This window comes from Alishewanella sp. HH-ZS (assembly GCF_001704375.1).
GTDB lineage: Bacteria > Pseudomonadota > Gammaproteobacteria > Enterobacterales > Alteromonadaceae > Alishewanella > Alishewanella aestuarii.
The window spans coordinates 43,821-61,648 of record NZ_LZEJ01000018.1; the positions used below are offsets into that span (position 1 = coordinate 43,821).

Here is a 17,828-nt window from a genome sequence, read left to right on the forward strand (position 1 = left end):
GCTTCTGGATTAGAGTGCTAATACTGATCTCAAGCCGGAGCTGTTATGCCAAGTCCTGTCTCCAAACTTAACTGGCAACACCTGCTAAAATCCGGAAACCGGATTTTTATTGGCTCCCATGCCGCGGTGCCGACCCTACTGATTGACGATCTGATTGCCAATGCCAAAAGCCTGCATGATATTGAAATTGTGCAGCTGGTAACCCTGTCAGACAACAAATGGGCCAAACCCGAGTTTCAGCATTTATTTAAGGTCAATACCTTCTTTATCGGCGGCCATACCGTGCGTCAGGCTGTCGCTGAGGGCCGGGCTGATTACACCCCCTGTTTTATGACCGATATTCCGGCGCTGTTTACCGACGGCGTACTACCGCTGGATGCCGCACTGATTATGGTGAGCCCGGCTGATGAGCATGGCTATCATTCACTTGGTGTATCAGTTGATGTGATAGCCGCGGCAGCAAAGGCCGCCAAAACAGTGATTGCCCAGGTCAATCCGGCGATGCCAATCACTTACGGCCAGTCTTTTATTCATAAAGACGATATCGATGCTTTTTTCTATGCCGAGCAGCCACTACCGGAAGTGCAGCCTACCGAGCTGGATCCGCGCACTGAGCGGATCGGCCAGTATGTGTCGCTGCTGGTAGAAGATGGTGCCACTATTCAGCTTGGCGTAGGGAAAATCTGTGAAGCGGTCACCCGCTATCTGAGCAATCACAAGGATCTGGGCCTGCATACCGAGCTGCTGACCGACGGTGTACTGGAGCTGATTAAAAAAGGGGTGATCAACAACAGGCGCAAAACCTTTCACCCCGGTAAAAGTGTCACCAGCTTTTGTATCGGCACTAAGCAGCTGTATGACTTTGTGCACCAAAACCCGCATATCGGCTTTTATCCGAGTGAATATGTCAATTCACCCAGCAATATCGCCCGCAACGAACGCATGGTCTCGATTAACAGTGCCATCGAAGTCGATCTGACCGGGCAGGTGGTGTCAGATTCAATTGGTCATCAGTTTTACAGCGGCGTTGGCGGTCAGGTTGACTTTAGCCGCGGTGCTTCAATGAGTAATGGCGGTAAACCTATTATCGCCCTGCCCTCGACCGCCAAAGATGGCAGTATTTCGCGCATAGTGCCGCATATCCGCGAAGGCGCCGGCGTCGTTACCAGCCGGGCGCACGTACACTATGTGGTGACAGAGTTTGGCGTGGCCTCGTTACGCGGCAAAAGCATCCGCGAGCGGGCGCTGGAGCTGATCCGGGTCGCCCATCCGAAATTCCGTAATCAGTTACTGGCTGAAGTCCGTAAACATTACTGGGTACCGCATTATCAGGTGCAAACCCCGGTCGAAGTGCCAGAGCTGGGGCCTGTCGGCTTTAAAGAGCTGAGCGTAAACGGCGAGAGCTTTGATTTGCGGCCACTGAACCCGTCGGATGAACGGCGCTTGCAGGAGTTTTTTTACTCCCATACCAAAGAAACGCTGCAAATGCGCTATAACTCAGTGCCGACTCAGATGAGCCGCGAAAAGTCCTGCACCCTGGTCAGTGTCGATCAGTCCAAGGATTTAGCACTGTGTATTGTGAAGCAAAAAGGCTCAGTCGTAGAGATCCAGGCCGTCGGCCGCTACTACCTGATCGAAAGCCAGAATAGCTGTGAAGTGGCCTTTGTTACCCGCGAAAAGTTCCAGGGCAAAGGTATGGCAAAGCGGCTGCTGGCAGAAATGATTGATGTGGCAAAAGCGCGTGGCCTGGCGTCAATGCAGGCCTATGTGCGCGCCGAAAACAAACCCATGCTCAAAGTATTCGAAAACGCCGGCTTTGTGCGCTTGCGTAGCGAAGATCCATCCGAAGCCTATTTAAAACTGGATTTAACACCAGCAGGAGACAGCTGATGCCCATTACCATTTTCAGTCACCCCAGCTGTTACTACCATGAAAATGGCGTTGATCATCCGGAGTGTCCGGAGCGCCTGTCGGCGATTAATGACCAGCTGATCCGTTCCGGTATGGAATATGTGGTGATGCAGCGCGACGCCAGCCCGGCCACAAAAGAAGCGCTATATCTGGCGCATGGCAAACGCTATGTCGATGAATTATTTGCCAAAGCACCAACCGAGGGCCATATCTGGCTGGATCCCGATACCATTATGGGCCCGAAAAGCCTGAATGCCGCCCTGCATGCCGCCGGCAGCGGTATTAATGCCGTGGATCAGGTAATGCAAGGCAGTAACGAGCAGGCCTTTTGCGCGGTGCGCCCGCCCGGTCACCACGCCACCCGCGAGCAGGCAATGGGCTTTTGTCTGCTCAATAATATTGCTATCGCGGCAGAGCACGCCCTGAACACCTATCAACTAAGCCGGATCGCCATCGTTGATTTCGACGTACATCATGGTAACGGTACCGAGGATATATTTCAGCATGAACCCAGGGTACTGTTTTGCTCCTCGTTTGAGCATCCACTATACCCTTACACCGGCGCCGACAGCAGTAACGAGCATATTATCAATTTACCACTGGCCGGCGGCTGCCGCAGCAGCGCCTGGCGTGAGCAGGTACAGCAACACTGGCTACCGGCCATTGATGCCTTTGCCCCACAACTGATCCTGATCTCGGCCGGCTTTGACGGCCACGCTGAAGATGAGATGGCGCACTTTATGTTGCGCGAAGAGGACTATCAGTGGATCGCCAGCGAGCTAAAACAACTGGCCGATAAACATTGCCAGGGCCGCATCGTCGCCATGCTGGAAGGCGGATATGCGTTAAGTGCGCTCGGACGTAGTGTGGTGGCTTTTTTAAAAGGCTTGCTCTGAGTAGCAAATTAGCTGCTAAGCTTAGAGGTATCATCTGGATATCTCTTTTCTATGCAATTGATTAAAAACTACTTTCCAGCTTTATCTTATCTGGACCCGGCCAGTGAGGCCGAGTTCCGGCTGTATCTGGTTGCCAGCACCCGCCATATCGCACAGCGGCTGGCGCTGGTCTGTTCCCTGTTGCTGCTGGTATTCAGTGCCACCGATATTATCCTGGGCGATCAATGGCACAGCCTGAACAATCTATCGCGCTTTATTGCCGCTACACTGATTGTCGGCTTCGCGATTTACAACCGGCGCCTGACACCCGACCACTGGCTACAGGGCTGGCTGGCGATAGCCGCCCTGGTGTTATTGCTGCTGGCGGTGACCTTTTACAGTTCAGCCCAATATTTTGGCAAGCTGGGCGAAGGTGGCCCCCTGGTGGTGGCCTTTGCGCTGGCCGCTATCCCGATTTTTAACCTGCAGCAAAAACTGCTGCTCTGGCTGCAACTGAGCGCCAGCATTTTGTTTCTGAAATACTGTACCGATACCAACACCGGCTGGACACTGTTCTATCTGAGTATTACGTTATTGCTGTGCCTGAGCTGGCAACGGCAGTTCGATATTTTATTGCGCAGCCAGTTTAAAACCGTGCGGCTGGAGCAACAAAAAGCCGAAACTGATCAGTTAACCGGCTTGCTGAACCGGCGTAGCTTCGAACAGCGTTTGCAGCAAAAACTGCAACAACTGCCGCCAGGCCAGCAATTATCGCTGGGGCTGCTGGATATCGATTACTTTAAACGCTATAACGATCATTATGGTCATTTGGATGGCGATCTGGTGCTGGTGCAACTATCCAGGCTACTGTCTGCCGATCCCAAGCTGCTGGTGGTGCGTTTTGGCGGCGAAGAATTTATTCTGGTAGAGCAGCACAGTGCCAGCAGCCGCAGTACTTTACTGCAATTACCCGACAAGCTGGCGGCAATGGCGATCCCGCATCAAAACTCACCCTTTGGCGTAGTCACCGCATCGATCGGTATTATCACCCTAAATTACCCGGCCAGCGGTTATCAGAGTGGTCAGTTGATGCAGCAAGCCGATCAGCTGCTTTATCAGGCCAAGCAGCAAGGTCGTAATCAGGCCAGGCAGCAGTTTTTAGCATCAACGGTGCAGCAAGCGACAAGCTCAGCCTAATCTGCTTCTAAGTTATAGCAGTACCCTTATCGAATTAGATTGCCCTTATCATGTTAATAAAACGCTAATTGACAGTATATTTCTTAACCGCTAAGCTTAAATCCCGACCCTAATTCAGGATGAATCAATGAAACACACCACACGGTTTCTGGGCAGCTTAGTCTTTGTGTGCGCCTTTTTGCTTCCCTTACAATTGCACGCCCGATCTGCACAGTCGCAGGAACTTGCCTGTGTATCAGGCAACTGCAACAAAGATATCAGGGATTTACATAAGTTAGCCCGTCACGGTAGTACAGAAGCCATGACTCTACTCAGTATGATTTACGCTACCGGTGATGGCCGGCCGGCTGAACCGGAGCGTGCGCTGCGGATGCTGCGCCGGGCTGCGAAGTCGAATCATGAACCAGCATTGCTGTTAATGTCGGACTGGTATGAACGGGGTTTTGTGGTTGAACAAGACCCGGCACAGGCCGCTTCCCTACTACAAAAAGCAGTGGATTTGGACTATGCACCGGCCCTTTATAAAGTTGCAGTGACGAAATTATTGGATCCAGACCCGGGTATCCAGCGTGACGGCTTAGCGTTATTGGAAAGGGCCAGTGAGAAAAAACTGCTTGATGCCGTCTTTTTACTCGCCCGGATGAAACTGAGCGGGGAAATTGCAGAGCAGGATATCAGCGCCGCCGCCAATCTTTTTAAACAATTGGTGCTGGTCGGTCATCAGCCGTCCCGACCATACCTACAAAACTGCATTACACTCTTATCCGCACAGGTATCCGCGCAGGCAGAGGTTGCCGAACAGGTCGCTGACTTACAACAATCTTACGATATGGAAATTATTCAGGTAATTGGCCGTGACTTTAAAACGGAATCGATGCTGACAAACGTAGTGCAACAGTTACAACGTACCGGATTATTTGACCCTGGCAGTATGGTTAGGATCAGAAGCCAAAGGTGTGATGGTTCTTATGGCTGTGTATCCATCAGCCCGCGCGCCGGTGACCGGGATCTGAAGCAATCGCTTACCAATAGCATGTAACCTTACTTTGCCCCTATCTTGCCGGCTTTATCTTACAACCAGGTATGCAAATACCCGGTTGTATGGCTTTTGATAAAGCTTTAGTGGGACTAAATCGCGGTTAGCCAGCACTTTTAGTGCTAAGGTGTTTACTTTAGCAAGGAGCCAGATATGAAAAGATTAATAACAGGGAGTGTCGCTTTTTTATTATATTGCATAGCAGCCATACCAGCCCGAGCTGACGTGTTTTTTGATGACGTCAACATGATGCTATACATTCCTGCAACAGCGCCTGAACTGCAAATTATTATCGACTATCATAACGACAACGTATCCGAACCTAACCTGATAATCAGCAGACTTTTCGCTTTTACTAGCTCTCAGGCACGGCAGTATTACAATAAAGCAACCACAGATAGGCAAAGAGCTGAGTTGGTATTAGAGAAGATAAAACTACGACGGCAGTTTGGCCCGCTAATCATGCATCGAATCCCAAGCGATTTAAAAACGAATCGCTTTCCATATGAATATGTCATCGTACAGCATGATCCTAAGCTGCATAAATGGATGACGACTTTAAACTATGGGGATATTGATCTGCAGTTACACTATCTGGCGCAGATGCTGGGCGCGCGTGTCGCAGCAGATGCTGTCAGCACGCCCTAGACAAATTGACTTAGTAATTTAACAATACACGACCGAGCATTTACCGACAAGGATTGAGTTTGAATATGTTTTAGCAGCAGCATACTCCAAGCTCCCTTTCTCTTGTAAATAAGAGATTGAATTTAAGAGCTTTAAAAATCATTTCTCTACGAGGAGAGCTGCGTGAGTTCAAAAATTCTGCATTCTTAAATGATTATATAAGTAAAATCTATAATGTTTACCTTATTTCGATTGCACTAGCTATTTTACGGATATTAAAGAAATAAATTAGCGCTACCACCAGGCGCAATGAGCTTCTTGAAATTCACCTTGATGGTCAATATAAACTCCACACCATTCTATTAAGTCTCCATCGTAATCAATGATTAAAATGTCTTGCCCAGAGAAACCATGAGGTAAACCGTTTAACCAGTTCCAAAGCCAATCCTTCCACTCATTAAATCTTCTATCATCTTCAAGCTCGTTTTCATTTCTTTCATCCGACAAACTAAACAAGTCAGCAGAGTTAATTAAGTTCTTTGTTGTAGGATGCGCCTTGATGATGGAATGATCTATATCGAAATCTACTTCGGCTCCGAGTAGAGCCGCAAGATACTTCAATTGCAAATCAATATCACCGAAATACAAAAGGCCGCCTCCAGCATTAATTTTAGCATCTTGATGAATGATAACGTATTCATAGGTAATGTTTTCCAGTCTACGATTAGTAGGTACACGTTGAATAGTCAGGGCGCCGGCCTGACGGAGTAAGTTAATTTTTTGCAATGCGACTTCCGCTCTTTGCAATTCCGTCATGCCTTTCTTTACGTATTTTATGTTCAGCTCGGTATGGAAGCGAGTTAGCGCGTTGCGCTGTTCAAGCCGGGACAGCTGCCCGTTATTAAAGCCAACGATCAGTTCGTGTTCGGCTTTACTGGCAGGAACATGTAACGTCATATTCACGTCATCGAAAATAACGTCTGCGAATGCCTTGGTCGAAGACAACCAAAAAAAGACAAACATTAGTAGAATTGAAATTAGATTTTTCATAGTTTAGCCATCCTTAGTATGATAGTAAGATATAAGCCATAAGTTTATAACTTATAATTCAAATTAAAACAACACCAAAAAGATCATCACAGTAGCAGCTATTGTCGTCAGCTTAATGATTAGCGCCTGTAGCACTTACAGTACCCAACAAGGCGCCGATGATTTCTTTGACGGCGCGATCAACAATGCCAAGCAATCTCATGCGCAGTCGCCAACTGCGATTCACCCGGCGGAGCCCTCGGTAAAGGCAGACACCCTGGCTGGGCTCCTTAATATCGGTTTTGGTTGGATCCGCTCCTTGTTCACGGAAGAAAAAAACCAGTAGTGATGCCGTGATAGCCAGTTTCTGACAACAGGAAAAGCGCCCAATAAAAAACCTGCCGCAGCAGGTTTTTTATTGGATGGTGTTAGGAATTAACCTAACCATACCCGGGCATTGCGGAACATCCGCATCCAGGGGCTGTCTTCTTGCCAGTCGTCCGGATGCCAGGAGTTGGCCACGGTGCGGAATACCCGCTCCGGGTGTGGCATCATAATGGTAACCCGGCCATCGGTGGTAGTCAGCGCGGTAATACCGGCCACTGAGCCATTCGGGTTTGCCGGATACTGCTCGGTAACCTGACCATAGTTATCCACAAAACGCAGTGCCACAGTACCGCTTTGGTTAGCCGCCGCAAAGGCAGCTTGCGAGGCAAACTCGGCATGACCTTCACCGTGCGATACCGCAATCGGCATCCGCGAGCCAGCCATACCGCTAAAGAACAGCGACGGGCTTGGCTGCACTTCCACCAGGCTAAAGCGGGCTTCAAAGCGCTCAGATTTATTGCGCACAAAGTGTGGCCATAAATCGGCACCCGGGATCAGGCTCTTCAGATTCGACATCATCTGACAACCGTTACAAACACCCAAGGCAAAGGTGGATTGCCGTTCAAAGAAGGTCTGGAACTCTTTGCGTGCCTGCTCGTTAAACAGCACTGACTTGGCCCAGCCTTCACCGGCCCCTAACACGTCGCCGTAAGAGAAGCCACCACAGGCCGCTAAACCGTTAAAGTCTTTTAACGACACCCGACCGCTCAGAATATCGCTCATATGCACGTCAACCGCGCTAAAGCCGGCACGGTTAAAGGCTGCGGCCATTTCCAGCTGCGAGTTAACACCCTGCTCACGCAAAATCGCGATCCTGGGTGCAGCGCCTTTTAAAATCATCGGCGCGGCAATATCGGCATTCGGATCAAAGGTCAGCTTGGCGTGCAAGCCCGGATCCTGCTGATCGGCCTTGGCGTCAAACTCCTGCTTAGCACCCGCCGGGTTATCGCGCAGGCTTTGCATCTGATAAGTCGTTTCTGCCCAGACAGTACGCAGACGGCTGCGGCTGTCGCTAAATACCACAGTGCCCTGCTGGCTGATTTCAAAACGATCGCTCTGTTCAACTTTACCTACAACATGGCTTAAGTCTGCCAGATTATGTGTGGCCAGCACCTGCTGGACATAAGCCAGTTCACTGTCGGCAACCTGCAGCACCGCACCCAGCTCTTCGCTGAATAACGCTGCCAGCGCATCGCTGCCCAGAGCGCTTATATCGGCGGCGATACCGGCTTTACCGGCAAAGGCCATCTCTGCCAGGGTGACAAATAAACCACCGTCCGAGCGATCATGGTAGGCCAGCAATTTCTGCTCGCGCGTCAGTTGCTGCGTGGCATTAAAGAAGTTAATCAGTAGCTGTGGGCTATCCAGATCAGCTGGCTGATCGCCCAGTTGCTTATACACCTGAGCTAAACACGAGCCGCCTAAGCGGTTAGCGCCCTGCCCCAAGTCGATTAACAGCAAGGAGCTGGCGCCTTTATCAGTACGCAGCTGGGGCGTCACGGTTTTACGGATATCTTCTACCCGGGCAAAGGCGGTGATAATTAGCGACATAGGCGCGGTAACGGCCTTATCTTCACCATCCTGTTGCCAGCGGGTTTTCATCGACATCGAGTCTTTACCCACCGGGATCGTCACTTTTAGTGCCGGACACAGCTCTTCGCCAACGGCTTTTACCGCCGCATATAAACCGGCATCTTCGCCCGGGTGACCGGCAGCGGCCATCCAGTTAGCAGACAGTTTAATCCGGTTTAAGTCACCAATATCCGTGGCAGCAATATTGGTAATGGCTTCCGCCACTGCCAGCCGGGCCGAGGCAGCAAAGTCCAGCAAGGCAACCGGCGTCCGCTCACCCATCGCCATGGCTTCGCCATGGTAGGTATCATAACTGGCCGCAGTAACACCACAGTTCGCCACCGGCACCTGCCAGGGGCCCACCATCTGATCGCGCGCGACCAAACCCGTTACCGTACGATCACCAATGGTTACCAGAAAGGTTTTCTCGGCAATGGTCGGCAAGCGTAATAAACGCTCGGCCGCATCGGCAAGCGTAATAGCAGAGCGATCTAAAGGCTTAGCCGGCGCTTTTAAGCTTTGCACTTCGCGGTGCATTTTTGGCGCCTTGCCCAGTAACACGTTTAACGGCAGGTCAATCGGCGTATTGCCAAAGTAGCTGTCGCTCAGCGTTAAATGCTGTTCGGCGGTGGCTTCACCCACTACCGCATAAGGGGCACGTTCACGTTTACAGATGGCTTCGAATACCGGCATTTTGTCTGCCGGGATCGCCATCACATAGCGCTCCTGCGATTCGTTACACCAGATTTGCAGCGGCGACATGCCAGGCTCATCGTTCGGTACATTACGCAGCTCGAACTTACCACCCACACCGCCGTCGTTGACCAGCTCCGGGAAGGCATTGGATAAACCGCCGGCACCGACGTCATGAATAAAGACGATAGGGTTGTCCTGGCCCAACTGCCAGCAGCGGTCAATCACTTCCTGACAACGGCGTTCAATTTCCGGGTTATCGCGCTGTACCGAAGCAAAATCCAGATCTTCATTCGACTGGCCTGATGCCATCGAAGACGCCGCACCACCACCCAGACCGATATTCATCGCCGGGCCGCCTAATACCACCAGCTTGGCACCCACCGGCAAATCGCCTTTTTGAACGTGCTCTTCGCGGATATTGCCCAGACCACCGGCAATCATAATCGGCTTATGGTAACCGCGAACTTCTTCGCCGTTATGGCTGTGCACCTTTTCTTCGTAGGTACGGAAATAACCGTTGATCGCCGGACGACCAAATTCGTTGTTAAAGGCGGCGCCACCCAGTGGGCCTTCCAGCATAATGTCCAGCGCGGTAACAATGCGCTCCGGCTTACCAAAATCACTTTCCCACGGCTGCACAAAGCCCGGAATACGCAGGTTCGACACCGAGAAACCCACTAAGCCCGCTTTGGGCTTAGAGCCCACACCAGTAGCACCCTCGTCGCGGATTTCGCCGCCCGAGCCGGTTGCCGCGCCCGGATAAGGTGAAATCGCCGTCGGGTGGTTATGGGTTTCGACCTTCATCAGCACATGGATTGGCTCATGGTGATACTGATACTCGCGGCCATCCGGCGTCGGGAAGAAACGACCGGCTTCAGAGCCAACCATCACCGCCGCGTTATCTTTATAAGCTGATAACACATAATCCGGTGTTTGCTCGAAGGTGTTCTTAATCATTTTGAACAGCGATTTAGGCTGTTTTACGCCATCGATGGTCCAGTCGGCGTTAAAAATCTTGTGCCGGCAGTGCTCAGAGTTGGCCTGCGCAAACATATAGAGTTCAATGTCGTTCGGGTTGCGGCCCAGCTGCTGAAAATTGCTGACCAGATAATCAATTTCATCATCGGCCAAGGCCAGACCCATCGTCTGGTTGGCCTGTTCCAGCGCCGCACGGCCACCGCTCAGAATGTCCACCGAGCTTAAAGTACCCGGCTCGGCCTGCGCAAACAGCGCGGCAGCCTGCTCCAACTCGGTAAACACCGCTTCCATCATCCGGTCATGTAACAGGCTGGCCAGTTGTTGCTGCTGAGCCGCGGTTAAGGCTACGGCGTCAACATAATAGGCAATACCACGCTCTAGGCGTTTTACCGTTGGCAGGTTACAGTTGCGGGCAATGTCGGTGGCTTTGGAAGACCAGGGAGAAATAGTGCCGGGGCGTGGTGTCACTAACAGCAACAAACCGCTGGGTTGGTGGCTGGCAATGCTCGGGCCGTAGGTTAACAGTTGATCCAGCACCTGGCGCTGTTCGCTGCTAAGTGGTGCCGATAAATCAGCAAAATGCATATATTCGGCATAGATACCGTTAACCGGTAAATTTTGCTGGGCACAAAGATCGAGTAACTTTTGAATTCGGAATTCGGACAGTGCAGGTGCACCACGCAGGATCAACATAGGCTATTTTCCGTTGGTTGAACGACAGTGGAACCTAGGACGTGCTGACGTTTGCTGCTTGTTTTTGCAGCAAACATCAACACGCCTTAAAAGGCGCCACATTATAAAGAAAATTCGCGCTAAGTGATATGTGAAAAGTCTGGCTGTGGTCAAGAAGTTTGCGGTAACATCGCAAAGTCGTCTCAACCGGAACTGATTATGCTGCGATTATGGTCTGTGCTTTGTCTGAGCTTGCTGTTACTGGCATGCTCTAAGCCATTGCCAGAACAAACAAATCAGCTTACTGACATTTATCAGCGCGGTCAGATCCGCGTCGGCATCCTGCATGGCCCGACCAGCTACTATATTGGCGTCGATGGTCCGACTGGCTTTGAATATGAATTAGCCAAGGGCCTGGCCGATCGTCTTGGCGTCGAATTACAACTGTTTCCCAGCTTCGATCTGGAAGATTTACAGCGCAAGCTGAAAAACGGCCAGGTGGATTTTATTGCCGGTGGTTTAACGCTGACACCGGAGCGCACCGCGAAATTCCGGGCTGCACCGGCCTACCGCTGGATTGACGAATTATTGGTTTTTCGCCAGGGCAACAGCTGGCCACAGCAACTGGCCGAACTGGATGAGGCGGTAATCGTCTCGGCTTTTAGTAGCCATGCCGAAACGCTGCGCCGTCTGGCGGCGGAGGAGCCGGCGATCCGCTTTCAGGAATCAGCCGATTTGGACGCCGATGAACTGCTGCAAAAAGTGGTCGATGGCAGCATCCGCTATACCCTGACCGACTCTAACCAGTTGGCGGTAAACCGCCGGCTATTCCCGCAACTGAATATCGGCCTGACCGTCAGTGAAAATCTGCCGGTAGGTTGGCTGCTACCCAAAAATCAGGACGACAGCCTGTTTAGTGTACTGATTGAGTATTTTGGCCATGTTTATCAAAATGGCGATTTGGTTACGCTGGAAGATCGCTATTTTGGCCATGTTGAGCTGTTTGACTATGTCGATACCATCCGCTTTATCCGGGCTATCGAAGACACCCTACCGGCATTCCGGCATTGGTTTATCGAATATGCCGGCGACCTCGACTGGCGCCTGTTAGCGGCGCTGAGTTACCAGGAATCGCACTGGAATCCGAAAGCCCGCAGCCCTACCGGGGTACGCGGTATGATGATGCTGACCATGCCCACTGCGCGGCAAATGGGAGTACAAAGCCGGTTGGATGCCGAAGAAAGTATTGCCGGGGGTAGCCGTTATCTGCAGCTGCTGCTAAACCGGATCCCGGAGCGGATCCCGATGCCAGACCGGCTGTGGTTTGCGCTGGCGTCGTACAATATTGGCTGGGGTCATCTGGAAGATGCCCGGCGCCTGACGCAGCGTGATGGCGCCGATCCGGATAAATGGTTGGAAGTAAAACAGCGCTTGCCGTTGCTACGGCAAAAATCGGTGTACCAACATACCCGCTTTGGTTTTGCCCGCGGTGACGAAGCCGCACTCTATGTTGAAAATATCCGCCGCTATTACGATACGCTAGTGGGTGTAGATGAGCGGCAACAATTAGAGCAGCGTCAGGAACAACAGCGGCAACGACTGGTCGAACAAAGTGAGCAAGTTGCCGAGGCGCCGCCCCTGTCACAATAAATTCATCTGGGGTGCTTGCAGCCCGCCAGCCCTGCCCATATTATTCACAACAGTGTAAAGAACAGGATAAGTCTATGCTAAAAAAGAAAAAGCCGGCGCTAAAACGCCGCCGTCGCTTACTGGATGTGGCATCCAGCCGCCGCCGGATTAAGCGCAATCTGCAAATTAAAAAGGTACATCACCGCCGCCGCAGTTTTATTGCTTACTTTCAACATCTGGTTGAAGCGCCTGCTGTTTAAGCTGTTTTTTCTCGGCCCGCCGGCGTTGAAAAAACGCAGACAACATGGCGGCACATTCCTCAGCCAGCACCCCGGCCGTTACCTCTAACTGATGATTAAACTGCGGGTAGCGTACTAAATCGAGCACCGAGCCTGCGGCACCGGTTTTATAATCAGCCGCCCCGTAGACCAGACGTTTGATCCGGCTGTGTACCAGTACTCCGGCACACATAGTGCAAGGTTCCAGCGTAACATAGAGCGTACAATCGAGCAGCCGATAGTTGTCCAGTACCTGGCCAGCCTGACGTACCGCCTGCATTTCAGCGTGCGCCGAGGGATCATTCAGACTAATCATCTGGTTCCAGCCTTCAGCAACGATCTGCTGATCTTTAACCAATACCGCCCCGACTGGCACCTCGCCCAGCTGTTCCGCCCGCTGTGCCAGCATCAGAGCATGGCGCATCCACTGTTCGTCAGTCATAAAGCCTTACAAAAATTCACTTTCTTTGGCCAATTTTACCACTAGACTATGTTAAAGCTGACTAAATATTTGCATTTTACGCTAAGTACAGGCCGCACCTTTAAATCAATTTGCTATTAATCAATAACTTACAATAATGGCATTGTGCTTGCTTTTACTTACAAAAAAACAGCAAGGAGATAACAATGGATATTGGCGTGGTGGTAATAGTGGTAGTGGCAATCGTCGGTGGCGTGGCCTATGATGCGCTGAAAATGCGCTATAAATACCGGCACCTGGCGTCGGGTAAAGGCTTTGATGAACTGCAGCAGGAACTGCGGGCAGTAAAAGAGCGCCTGGCGACACTGGAAAGCATAGTGACAGATAAAAAATATCAGTTAAAAGAAGAAATTAACCGGTTATAAGAGGTAAAGCAGAGATGGGTCCATTTGAAATTGCGGCTATTGCCATTATTGGTGGTCTGGGTTACGCAGCCTACGAAACGCATATGAAAACCAAAGGCAAAGCCGGCAAGGCGGATATCGAAGCCTTACAGGCAGAAATTGCCAAACTGAAGGAGCGGGTGGGCACCCTGGAAAGTATTGTTACCGACAAGTCCTATCAGCTAAAAGAGCAGATCAACAAGCTCTGACAGCATCCTACTACAACCTCCGGAACGGGCCGCTTACTGCTGCCCGTTTTTATTTTTGCTGTAATAACCCAGACCTACCGCCGCCACCAACACAGACGCTGGCCCTACCGCTAGTGCTCTGATAAAGATTTTCACCACTAATTGGTTAATTTCGCTAAGCCCGGTGGTCGCAAACCGCTGCATCGACAAACGTCACAACTTAAGTAACTGATATTTAATAACTATATTTTTGGCATGCTGTTTGATTACCTTAGGCTAACCTGAATCAATAGCTCGAACAAAAGGATCTTAGTATGAACAGAACAATCGTTATTATTTTATTAGTCGCTGTCGGCATTTACTGCTTACCAAGCTTAATCGCCATTGCCGCGACCATCTTTGGCTTATTAATTGGTCTGGTCGGCGCGGTCATTGGCATCGGCCTGACCTTGTTATTCACGGTATTACCGTTGGTGATCCTGGGTTATCTGATCTGGTGGCTGGTGCGCGATAATAAGCGCAGCCGGCAGTACTAAGCAGTTAGCTGGCGGGTGCGGGTATCGCTATAAAACGTGCCAGTAAAATCTTTACCACAGCACTAAACTGAATACAGAGGCTGAACTAGCGTTCAGCCTCTGGCATTTCTGGCCTGGCTTAAAGCTGCTCAGCCCGCCTTTAAACGCTTTAAGCGCAGCAGATCGCGGCCCAGCTCGTAAGCCGGAAAGCAGGCGGTAATAAATAAGGCCGCCGTTATAATGCGCTGCATTGACACCCATTCATAGGCGTTAGGCAATTCGTCAAGTTTAATATCTAACAGCGGCCCATTCACAGCCAAATACAGCAAGATCAGCACCAGCGCACTATTTAGCACCACATTTGCGATTAACAGCGGACGATTCCAGAAGCGTTGTTTCAGCTGTCCAATATTCAGCACTATCCCGGCCAGCAACACCGGTGTACACCAGGTGAGAAACTGCCGTGCTGGCTCAGCCAGACTAATACGCTGCGCCTCTAACTGCTCTGGGGTAAACCAAAGCGGATACCAGATCATCACCAACAAAAAGGCATAGGTGCCAAGATCGGTGAAAATATTCTGCAGCGAAATCGTCTGCCAGCCCGGCCCCACCGCCGGTAACTGCCGCGGATGCCAGTTCGGTGTGGCGTTTGTCGTTGCAGCTGGCTCTCGCGATAACAACATATAAGTCACAGTTATGGCCGTAAATGCCAGACAGGCATCGCCGATAAAGCCACTGGCAACGCTTTTCAGATACAGCAGCAAACCAAACTGACTGTGCAACCAGGCGCTGGTACTGGCGATAATTTGCAGGACAAACAAAATCCCCAGCACCATATACAGGGTATAGCGGTACACCGGCATATAGCTCAGGCTAATTAACGGCTGCGGCGGCACAAATTGCTGGGCCACATCGCGTGGATGCCCCATTTGTAGCAGCACGGCAGCACTGTCGTCGTCGCTAAGCTCACCTTTTTGCTCCGCCAGCGCATCCAGCTGATCCCGGATATTGGCATTCAGTTCACGACCAATTTCATCGCGTTTATCCTCGGGTAACTCGCGCTGCACCGCAGCAATATAACGTGTTACTAAATCCATTATGCTGTCTCCTCTGGCTTTACACCCAGTAAGTTACTCAGGGCGCCATTAAGCTGTTGCCATTCATCGGTTAACTGCCCAAGCAAGCTGTGGCCGCTGGCAGATAGCTGGTAATAACGCCGCTCCCGCCCTTCGCCTTGCTGCCATTCACTGTCAAGTAACCCCTGCTCTGCCAGACGGCGGATCAGCGGATACAGGGTGCCTTCATCAATCTCAATACCGTTGTCGTTAAGCTGTTTGCGCAGCGAATAGCCATAATGCGCCTCTTTCAGCGACGCCAGCACCGCCAAAACCAGCACCCCGCGGCGCAGTTCCAGCCGAATTTTGTCCAGTTGCGATTGTGTCATCTTTTGCTCCTGATACTGTGTGCCGCATACTGTGCGTCACACAGCAAAATACTAGGTGACGCATAGTATAAAAGCAAGGGGGATAATAATTAAAAATTGCACTACTGGCCCATATGGGCTATTTTTAATAGGCCATATGAACCAAAAAGGGCTCAATGATGACTGTCAGCGCAGTGAAAAGCTTTAAACCCACACCACTGTACCAACCGAATTTTTGGTATAGCCTTGGTATAGAAGATGAGGCAACGTCAAAAAATGCCGCTATTCATCAAGGCTTTAAACCAGAGGTCTATCGTAACATTCTGGCGAAAGCCCGGTTGTCACAAACCGAGTTTCACCATGTTACCCTGATCCCAATCAGCACCATTAAGCGCCGCCTGAAAAATGGAGAACGTTTCAACACTCAGGAAAGTGACGTTATGTACCGCCTGGCACTGCTGATCAAACTAGCGACCGAGCTTTTTGGCAATGAACAACGCGCTCTGACCTGGTTGCGTGAAAGTGTGTATGGCCTGAATGGCAAGCGGCCATTAGATATGATTGCGACCACTGTCGATTTTGAAACGGTTAAAGAGTTAATCGGCCGGCTCGAACACGGCGTGTTTTCTTGATGCAACTGTACCGGCTGACCCAAAAAAAGTTCGCCGAGGCGCCCTTCAATCCGCAAGGCGCAAAATTATTTGGCGGGCGCTGGAACTCAAAAGGCACAGCGGCGCTGTATTTCGCTGCATCCGAATCGCTTTGTATCCTGGAAGTTTTTGTACACCTTAATCACGCCCCCGAGGTGATTCAGCAATACGATCTTTACCGCATTGAGTTACCCGACGAGCTGATTATCCCGTTGGACAATTCAGTTCTACCACCTAACTGGCGGGCAATACCGGCGCCAGAACAGACGCAACTGATTGGCGATCAATTTCTTAACGCCGAAAACCCCGAGTTCGCCGCACTTCAGGTCCCCTCAAGCATTTCGCCGCGAGACCGTAACTACCTGATTAATCCGCAGCACCCGCTGCTGCCTGCTATCCTCGCCAAAGCCGAAAAACTCGAATTTAGTTTTGATGCACGGATCTTTAGATAGCTTAATACGCCAAATCCAATGCAACTCCCAGCCCCGACTGACTCCGTTATGCTCGGCCCCGGTATGCTTGCCGTACCGCAGTCGCCATCTGCGATAGTGGGATAAGCACCGTTAGTTGATGTCGCTCTATCATGTTGTAAGGAAAGGCTGCTTTGAGCGTGAAACAGGAATTCAACACAATATATAACTGTCATACCTAAAACTTCGTAGCACCCAATAGAAAAACGAGCTAATATAAGACCATAATTAAGGTCAAAATAGAGGTTTTTATGCGTCAGGTATTAGCGGACTTTTCTGTAAGCATTTCAGAACTTAAGAAAAACCCCTCAGCCTTGCTCGCTCAGGCAAGTGGTTCACCGATAGCGGTGCTAAACCACAATAAACCTGCAGCCTATCTGATTCCAGCAGAGACCTACGAGGCTCTGATGGATATGCTGGAAGACTATGAATTGGCGCGGCTTGTTGAGGAACGTCGTGGTGACAAGGATAAAGCTATAACGGTGTCGCTGGATGACTTATAAGCTGCGATTTCTTCCGGCTGCGCTTAAGGAATGGGAAAAGCTTGGTGCCCCGATCAAGAGTCAATTCAAGAAAAAACTGGCGGAGCGATTAGAAAATCCCAGAGTACCTGCTGATAAGTTAAGTGGCTATGAATCAGTGTACAAAATTAAACTTCGCTCTGCCGGATATCGATTAGCCTATGAGGTTGTTGACGATGAACTGTTTGTGTATGTAATTGCCGTAGGTAAGCGGGAAAAGGGTAAGGTTTATTCGTCTCTCAAAAAGCGAACCTAAGATCTAATAGAGCAAGCACTACAAACAATTTGAATTAGTCTCGACTTAATCTGA

At 50.6% G+C, this 17,828-nt stretch carries 20 protein-coding genes; 15 read left to right on the forward strand and 5 right to left on the reverse strand.

All coding sequences use genetic code 11. From position 1 onward, the window contains the following. Nucleotides 1-45 precede the first annotated feature (45 nt). From A9165_RS08920 to A9165_RS08940, 5 genes are all read left to right on the forward strand, one after another. The gene (locus tag A9165_RS08920) at nucleotides 46-1,890 is read left to right on the forward strand and encodes a bifunctional acetyl-CoA hydrolase/transferase family protein/GNAT family N-acetyltransferase (protein WP_065955622.1); all 1,845 of its coding nucleotides are present in this window, start codon (nucleotides 46-48) and stop codon (nucleotides 1,888-1,890) included. Continuing rightward, the gene (locus tag A9165_RS08925; RefSeq protein ID WP_065955623.1) at nucleotides 1,890-2,807 is read left to right on the forward strand and encodes a histone deacetylase family protein; all 918 of its coding nucleotides are present in this window, start codon (nucleotides 1,890-1,892) and stop codon (nucleotides 2,805-2,807) included. Before A9165_RS08920 ends, A9165_RS08925 begins: the two co-directional genes overlap by 1 nt. A gap of 51 nt (nucleotides 2,808-2,858) precedes the next feature. Continuing rightward, complete coding sequence (locus A9165_RS08930; RefSeq protein WP_065955624.1) at nucleotides 2,859-3,983, forward strand: GGDEF domain-containing protein; 1,125 nt, start codon at nucleotides 2,859-2,861, stop codon at nucleotides 3,981-3,983. 301 nt (nucleotides 3,984-4,284) lie between these two features. Then, nucleotides 4,285-5,022: a tetratricopeptide repeat protein gene (locus tag A9165_RS08935; protein WP_176714607.1), complete on the forward strand. Its 738-nt coding sequence runs from the start codon at nucleotides 4,285-4,287 to the stop codon at nucleotides 5,020-5,022. 150 nt (nucleotides 5,023-5,172) lie between these two features. Beyond that, nucleotides 5,173-5,667, forward strand: a complete 495-nt coding sequence (locus tag A9165_RS08940) for a hypothetical protein (protein ID WP_065955626.1) — start codon at nucleotides 5,173-5,175, stop codon at nucleotides 5,665-5,667. Between the two features lie 273 nt (nucleotides 5,668-5,940). Here A9165_RS08940 and A9165_RS08945 read toward each other — a convergent pair whose 3' ends face one another. Further along, nucleotides 5,941-6,696, reverse strand: coding sequence for a hypothetical protein (locus A9165_RS08945; RefSeq protein ID WP_065955627.1), 756 nt, complete (start codon nucleotides 6,694-6,696; stop codon nucleotides 5,941-5,943). A gap of 115 nt (nucleotides 6,697-6,811) precedes the next feature. On the opposite strand from A9165_RS08945, the gene A9165_RS08950 reads away from it, so the two are divergent. Then, complete coding sequence (locus tag A9165_RS08950) at nucleotides 6,812-7,021, forward strand: hypothetical protein (RefSeq protein WP_065955628.1); 210 nt, start codon at nucleotides 6,812-6,814, stop codon at nucleotides 7,019-7,021. Nucleotides 7,022-7,110: 89 nt separating this feature from the next. Here the strand turns inward: A9165_RS08950 and purL are convergent, their stop codons facing one another. After that, nucleotides 7,111-11,001 carry a phosphoribosylformylglycinamidine synthase gene (purL, locus tag A9165_RS08955; protein WP_065955629.1) on the reverse strand — a complete coding sequence of 1,297 codons (3,891 nt, stop codon included), beginning with the start codon at nucleotides 10,999-11,001 and terminating at the stop codon, nucleotides 7,111-7,113. Between the two features lie 198 nt (nucleotides 11,002-11,199). Here purL and mltF point away from each other — a divergent pair, with 198 nt between their 5' ends. Together mltF and A9165_RS16900 are read left to right on the forward strand one after the other, a co-directional pair. Next, nucleotides 11,200-12,630 (forward strand): membrane-bound lytic murein transglycosylase MltF, encoded by a 1,431-nt coding sequence (gene mltF, locus A9165_RS08960; RefSeq protein ID WP_065955630.1) that lies wholly within the window; start codon nucleotides 11,200-11,202, stop codon nucleotides 12,628-12,630. A 74-nt stretch (nucleotides 12,631-12,704) separates the two neighbouring features. After that, on the forward strand, nucleotides 12,705-12,869 hold the full coding sequence (locus A9165_RS16900) for a hypothetical protein (protein WP_008608916.1): 165 nt from the start codon (nucleotides 12,705-12,707) through the stop codon (nucleotides 12,867-12,869). On the opposite strand, the gene tadA is transcribed toward A9165_RS16900, so the two are convergent. Beyond that, complete coding sequence (tadA, locus tag A9165_RS08965) at nucleotides 12,826-13,329, reverse strand: tRNA adenosine(34) deaminase TadA (RefSeq protein WP_008949992.1); 504 nt, start codon at nucleotides 13,327-13,329, stop codon at nucleotides 12,826-12,828. The two genes, A9165_RS16900 and tadA, sit on opposite strands and share 44 nt — an antisense overlap. Nucleotides 13,330-13,514: 185 nt before the next feature. Between tadA and A9165_RS08970 the strand changes: the two genes are divergently transcribed. The 3 genes from A9165_RS08970 to A9165_RS08980 all read left to right on the forward strand — a co-directional run bounded on the left by A9165_RS08970 (nucleotide 13,515) and on the right by A9165_RS08980 (nucleotide 14,475). Next, nucleotides 13,515-13,733, forward strand: a complete 219-nt coding sequence (locus tag A9165_RS08970; RefSeq protein ID WP_065955631.1) for a hypothetical protein — start codon at nucleotides 13,515-13,517, stop codon at nucleotides 13,731-13,733. Nucleotides 13,734-13,747: 14 nt separating this feature from the next. Next, entirely contained in the window at nucleotides 13,748-13,960 is a 213-nt protein-coding gene (locus A9165_RS08975) for a hypothetical protein (RefSeq protein WP_008608921.1), read from the forward strand. Between the two features lie 293 nt (nucleotides 13,961-14,253). Continuing rightward, complete coding sequence (locus tag A9165_RS08980) at nucleotides 14,254-14,475, forward strand: hypothetical protein (protein ID WP_008949994.1); 222 nt, start codon at nucleotides 14,254-14,256, stop codon at nucleotides 14,473-14,475. Between the two features lie 128 nt (nucleotides 14,476-14,603). On the opposite strand, the gene A9165_RS08985 is transcribed toward A9165_RS08980, so the two are convergent. Next, entirely contained in the window at nucleotides 14,604-15,551 is a 948-nt protein-coding gene (locus A9165_RS08985) for a hypothetical protein (RefSeq protein ID WP_065955632.1), read from the reverse strand. Next, nucleotides 15,551-15,898, reverse strand: a complete 348-nt coding sequence (locus A9165_RS08990; protein ID WP_008608924.1) for a PadR family transcriptional regulator — start codon at nucleotides 15,896-15,898, stop codon at nucleotides 15,551-15,553. The genes A9165_RS08985 and A9165_RS08990 overlap by 1 nt, the downstream gene beginning before the upstream one ends. A gap of 158 nt (nucleotides 15,899-16,056) precedes the next feature. On the opposite strand from A9165_RS08990, the gene A9165_RS08995 reads away from it, so the two are divergent. The 4 genes from A9165_RS08995 to A9165_RS09010 all read left to right on the forward strand — a co-directional run bounded on the left by A9165_RS08995 (nucleotide 16,057) and on the right by A9165_RS09010 (nucleotide 17,774). Next, nucleotides 16,057-16,509 carry an antitoxin Xre/MbcA/ParS toxin-binding domain-containing protein gene (locus A9165_RS08995; protein WP_008608925.1) on the forward strand — a complete coding sequence of 151 codons (453 nt, stop codon included), beginning with the start codon at nucleotides 16,057-16,059 and terminating at the stop codon, nucleotides 16,507-16,509. Continuing rightward, a complete protein-coding gene (locus A9165_RS09000; RefSeq protein WP_065955633.1) occupies nucleotides 16,509-16,979 on the forward strand; it encodes an RES family NAD+ phosphorylase in 471 nt (156 codons plus the stop codon). Before A9165_RS08995 ends, A9165_RS09000 begins: the two co-directional genes overlap by 1 nt. Before the next feature lie 269 nt (nucleotides 16,980-17,248). After that, nucleotides 17,249-17,500, forward strand: coding sequence for a type II toxin-antitoxin system Phd/YefM family antitoxin (locus A9165_RS09005; RefSeq protein WP_008608928.1), 252 nt, complete (start codon nucleotides 17,249-17,251; stop codon nucleotides 17,498-17,500). Then, nucleotides 17,490-17,774 carry a type II toxin-antitoxin system RelE/ParE family toxin gene (locus A9165_RS09010; RefSeq protein WP_008949998.1) on the forward strand — a complete coding sequence of 95 codons (285 nt, stop codon included), beginning with the start codon at nucleotides 17,490-17,492 and terminating at the stop codon, nucleotides 17,772-17,774. The genes A9165_RS09005 and A9165_RS09010 overlap by 11 nt, the downstream gene beginning before the upstream one ends. Nucleotides 17,775-17,828: the final 54 nt, after the last annotated feature.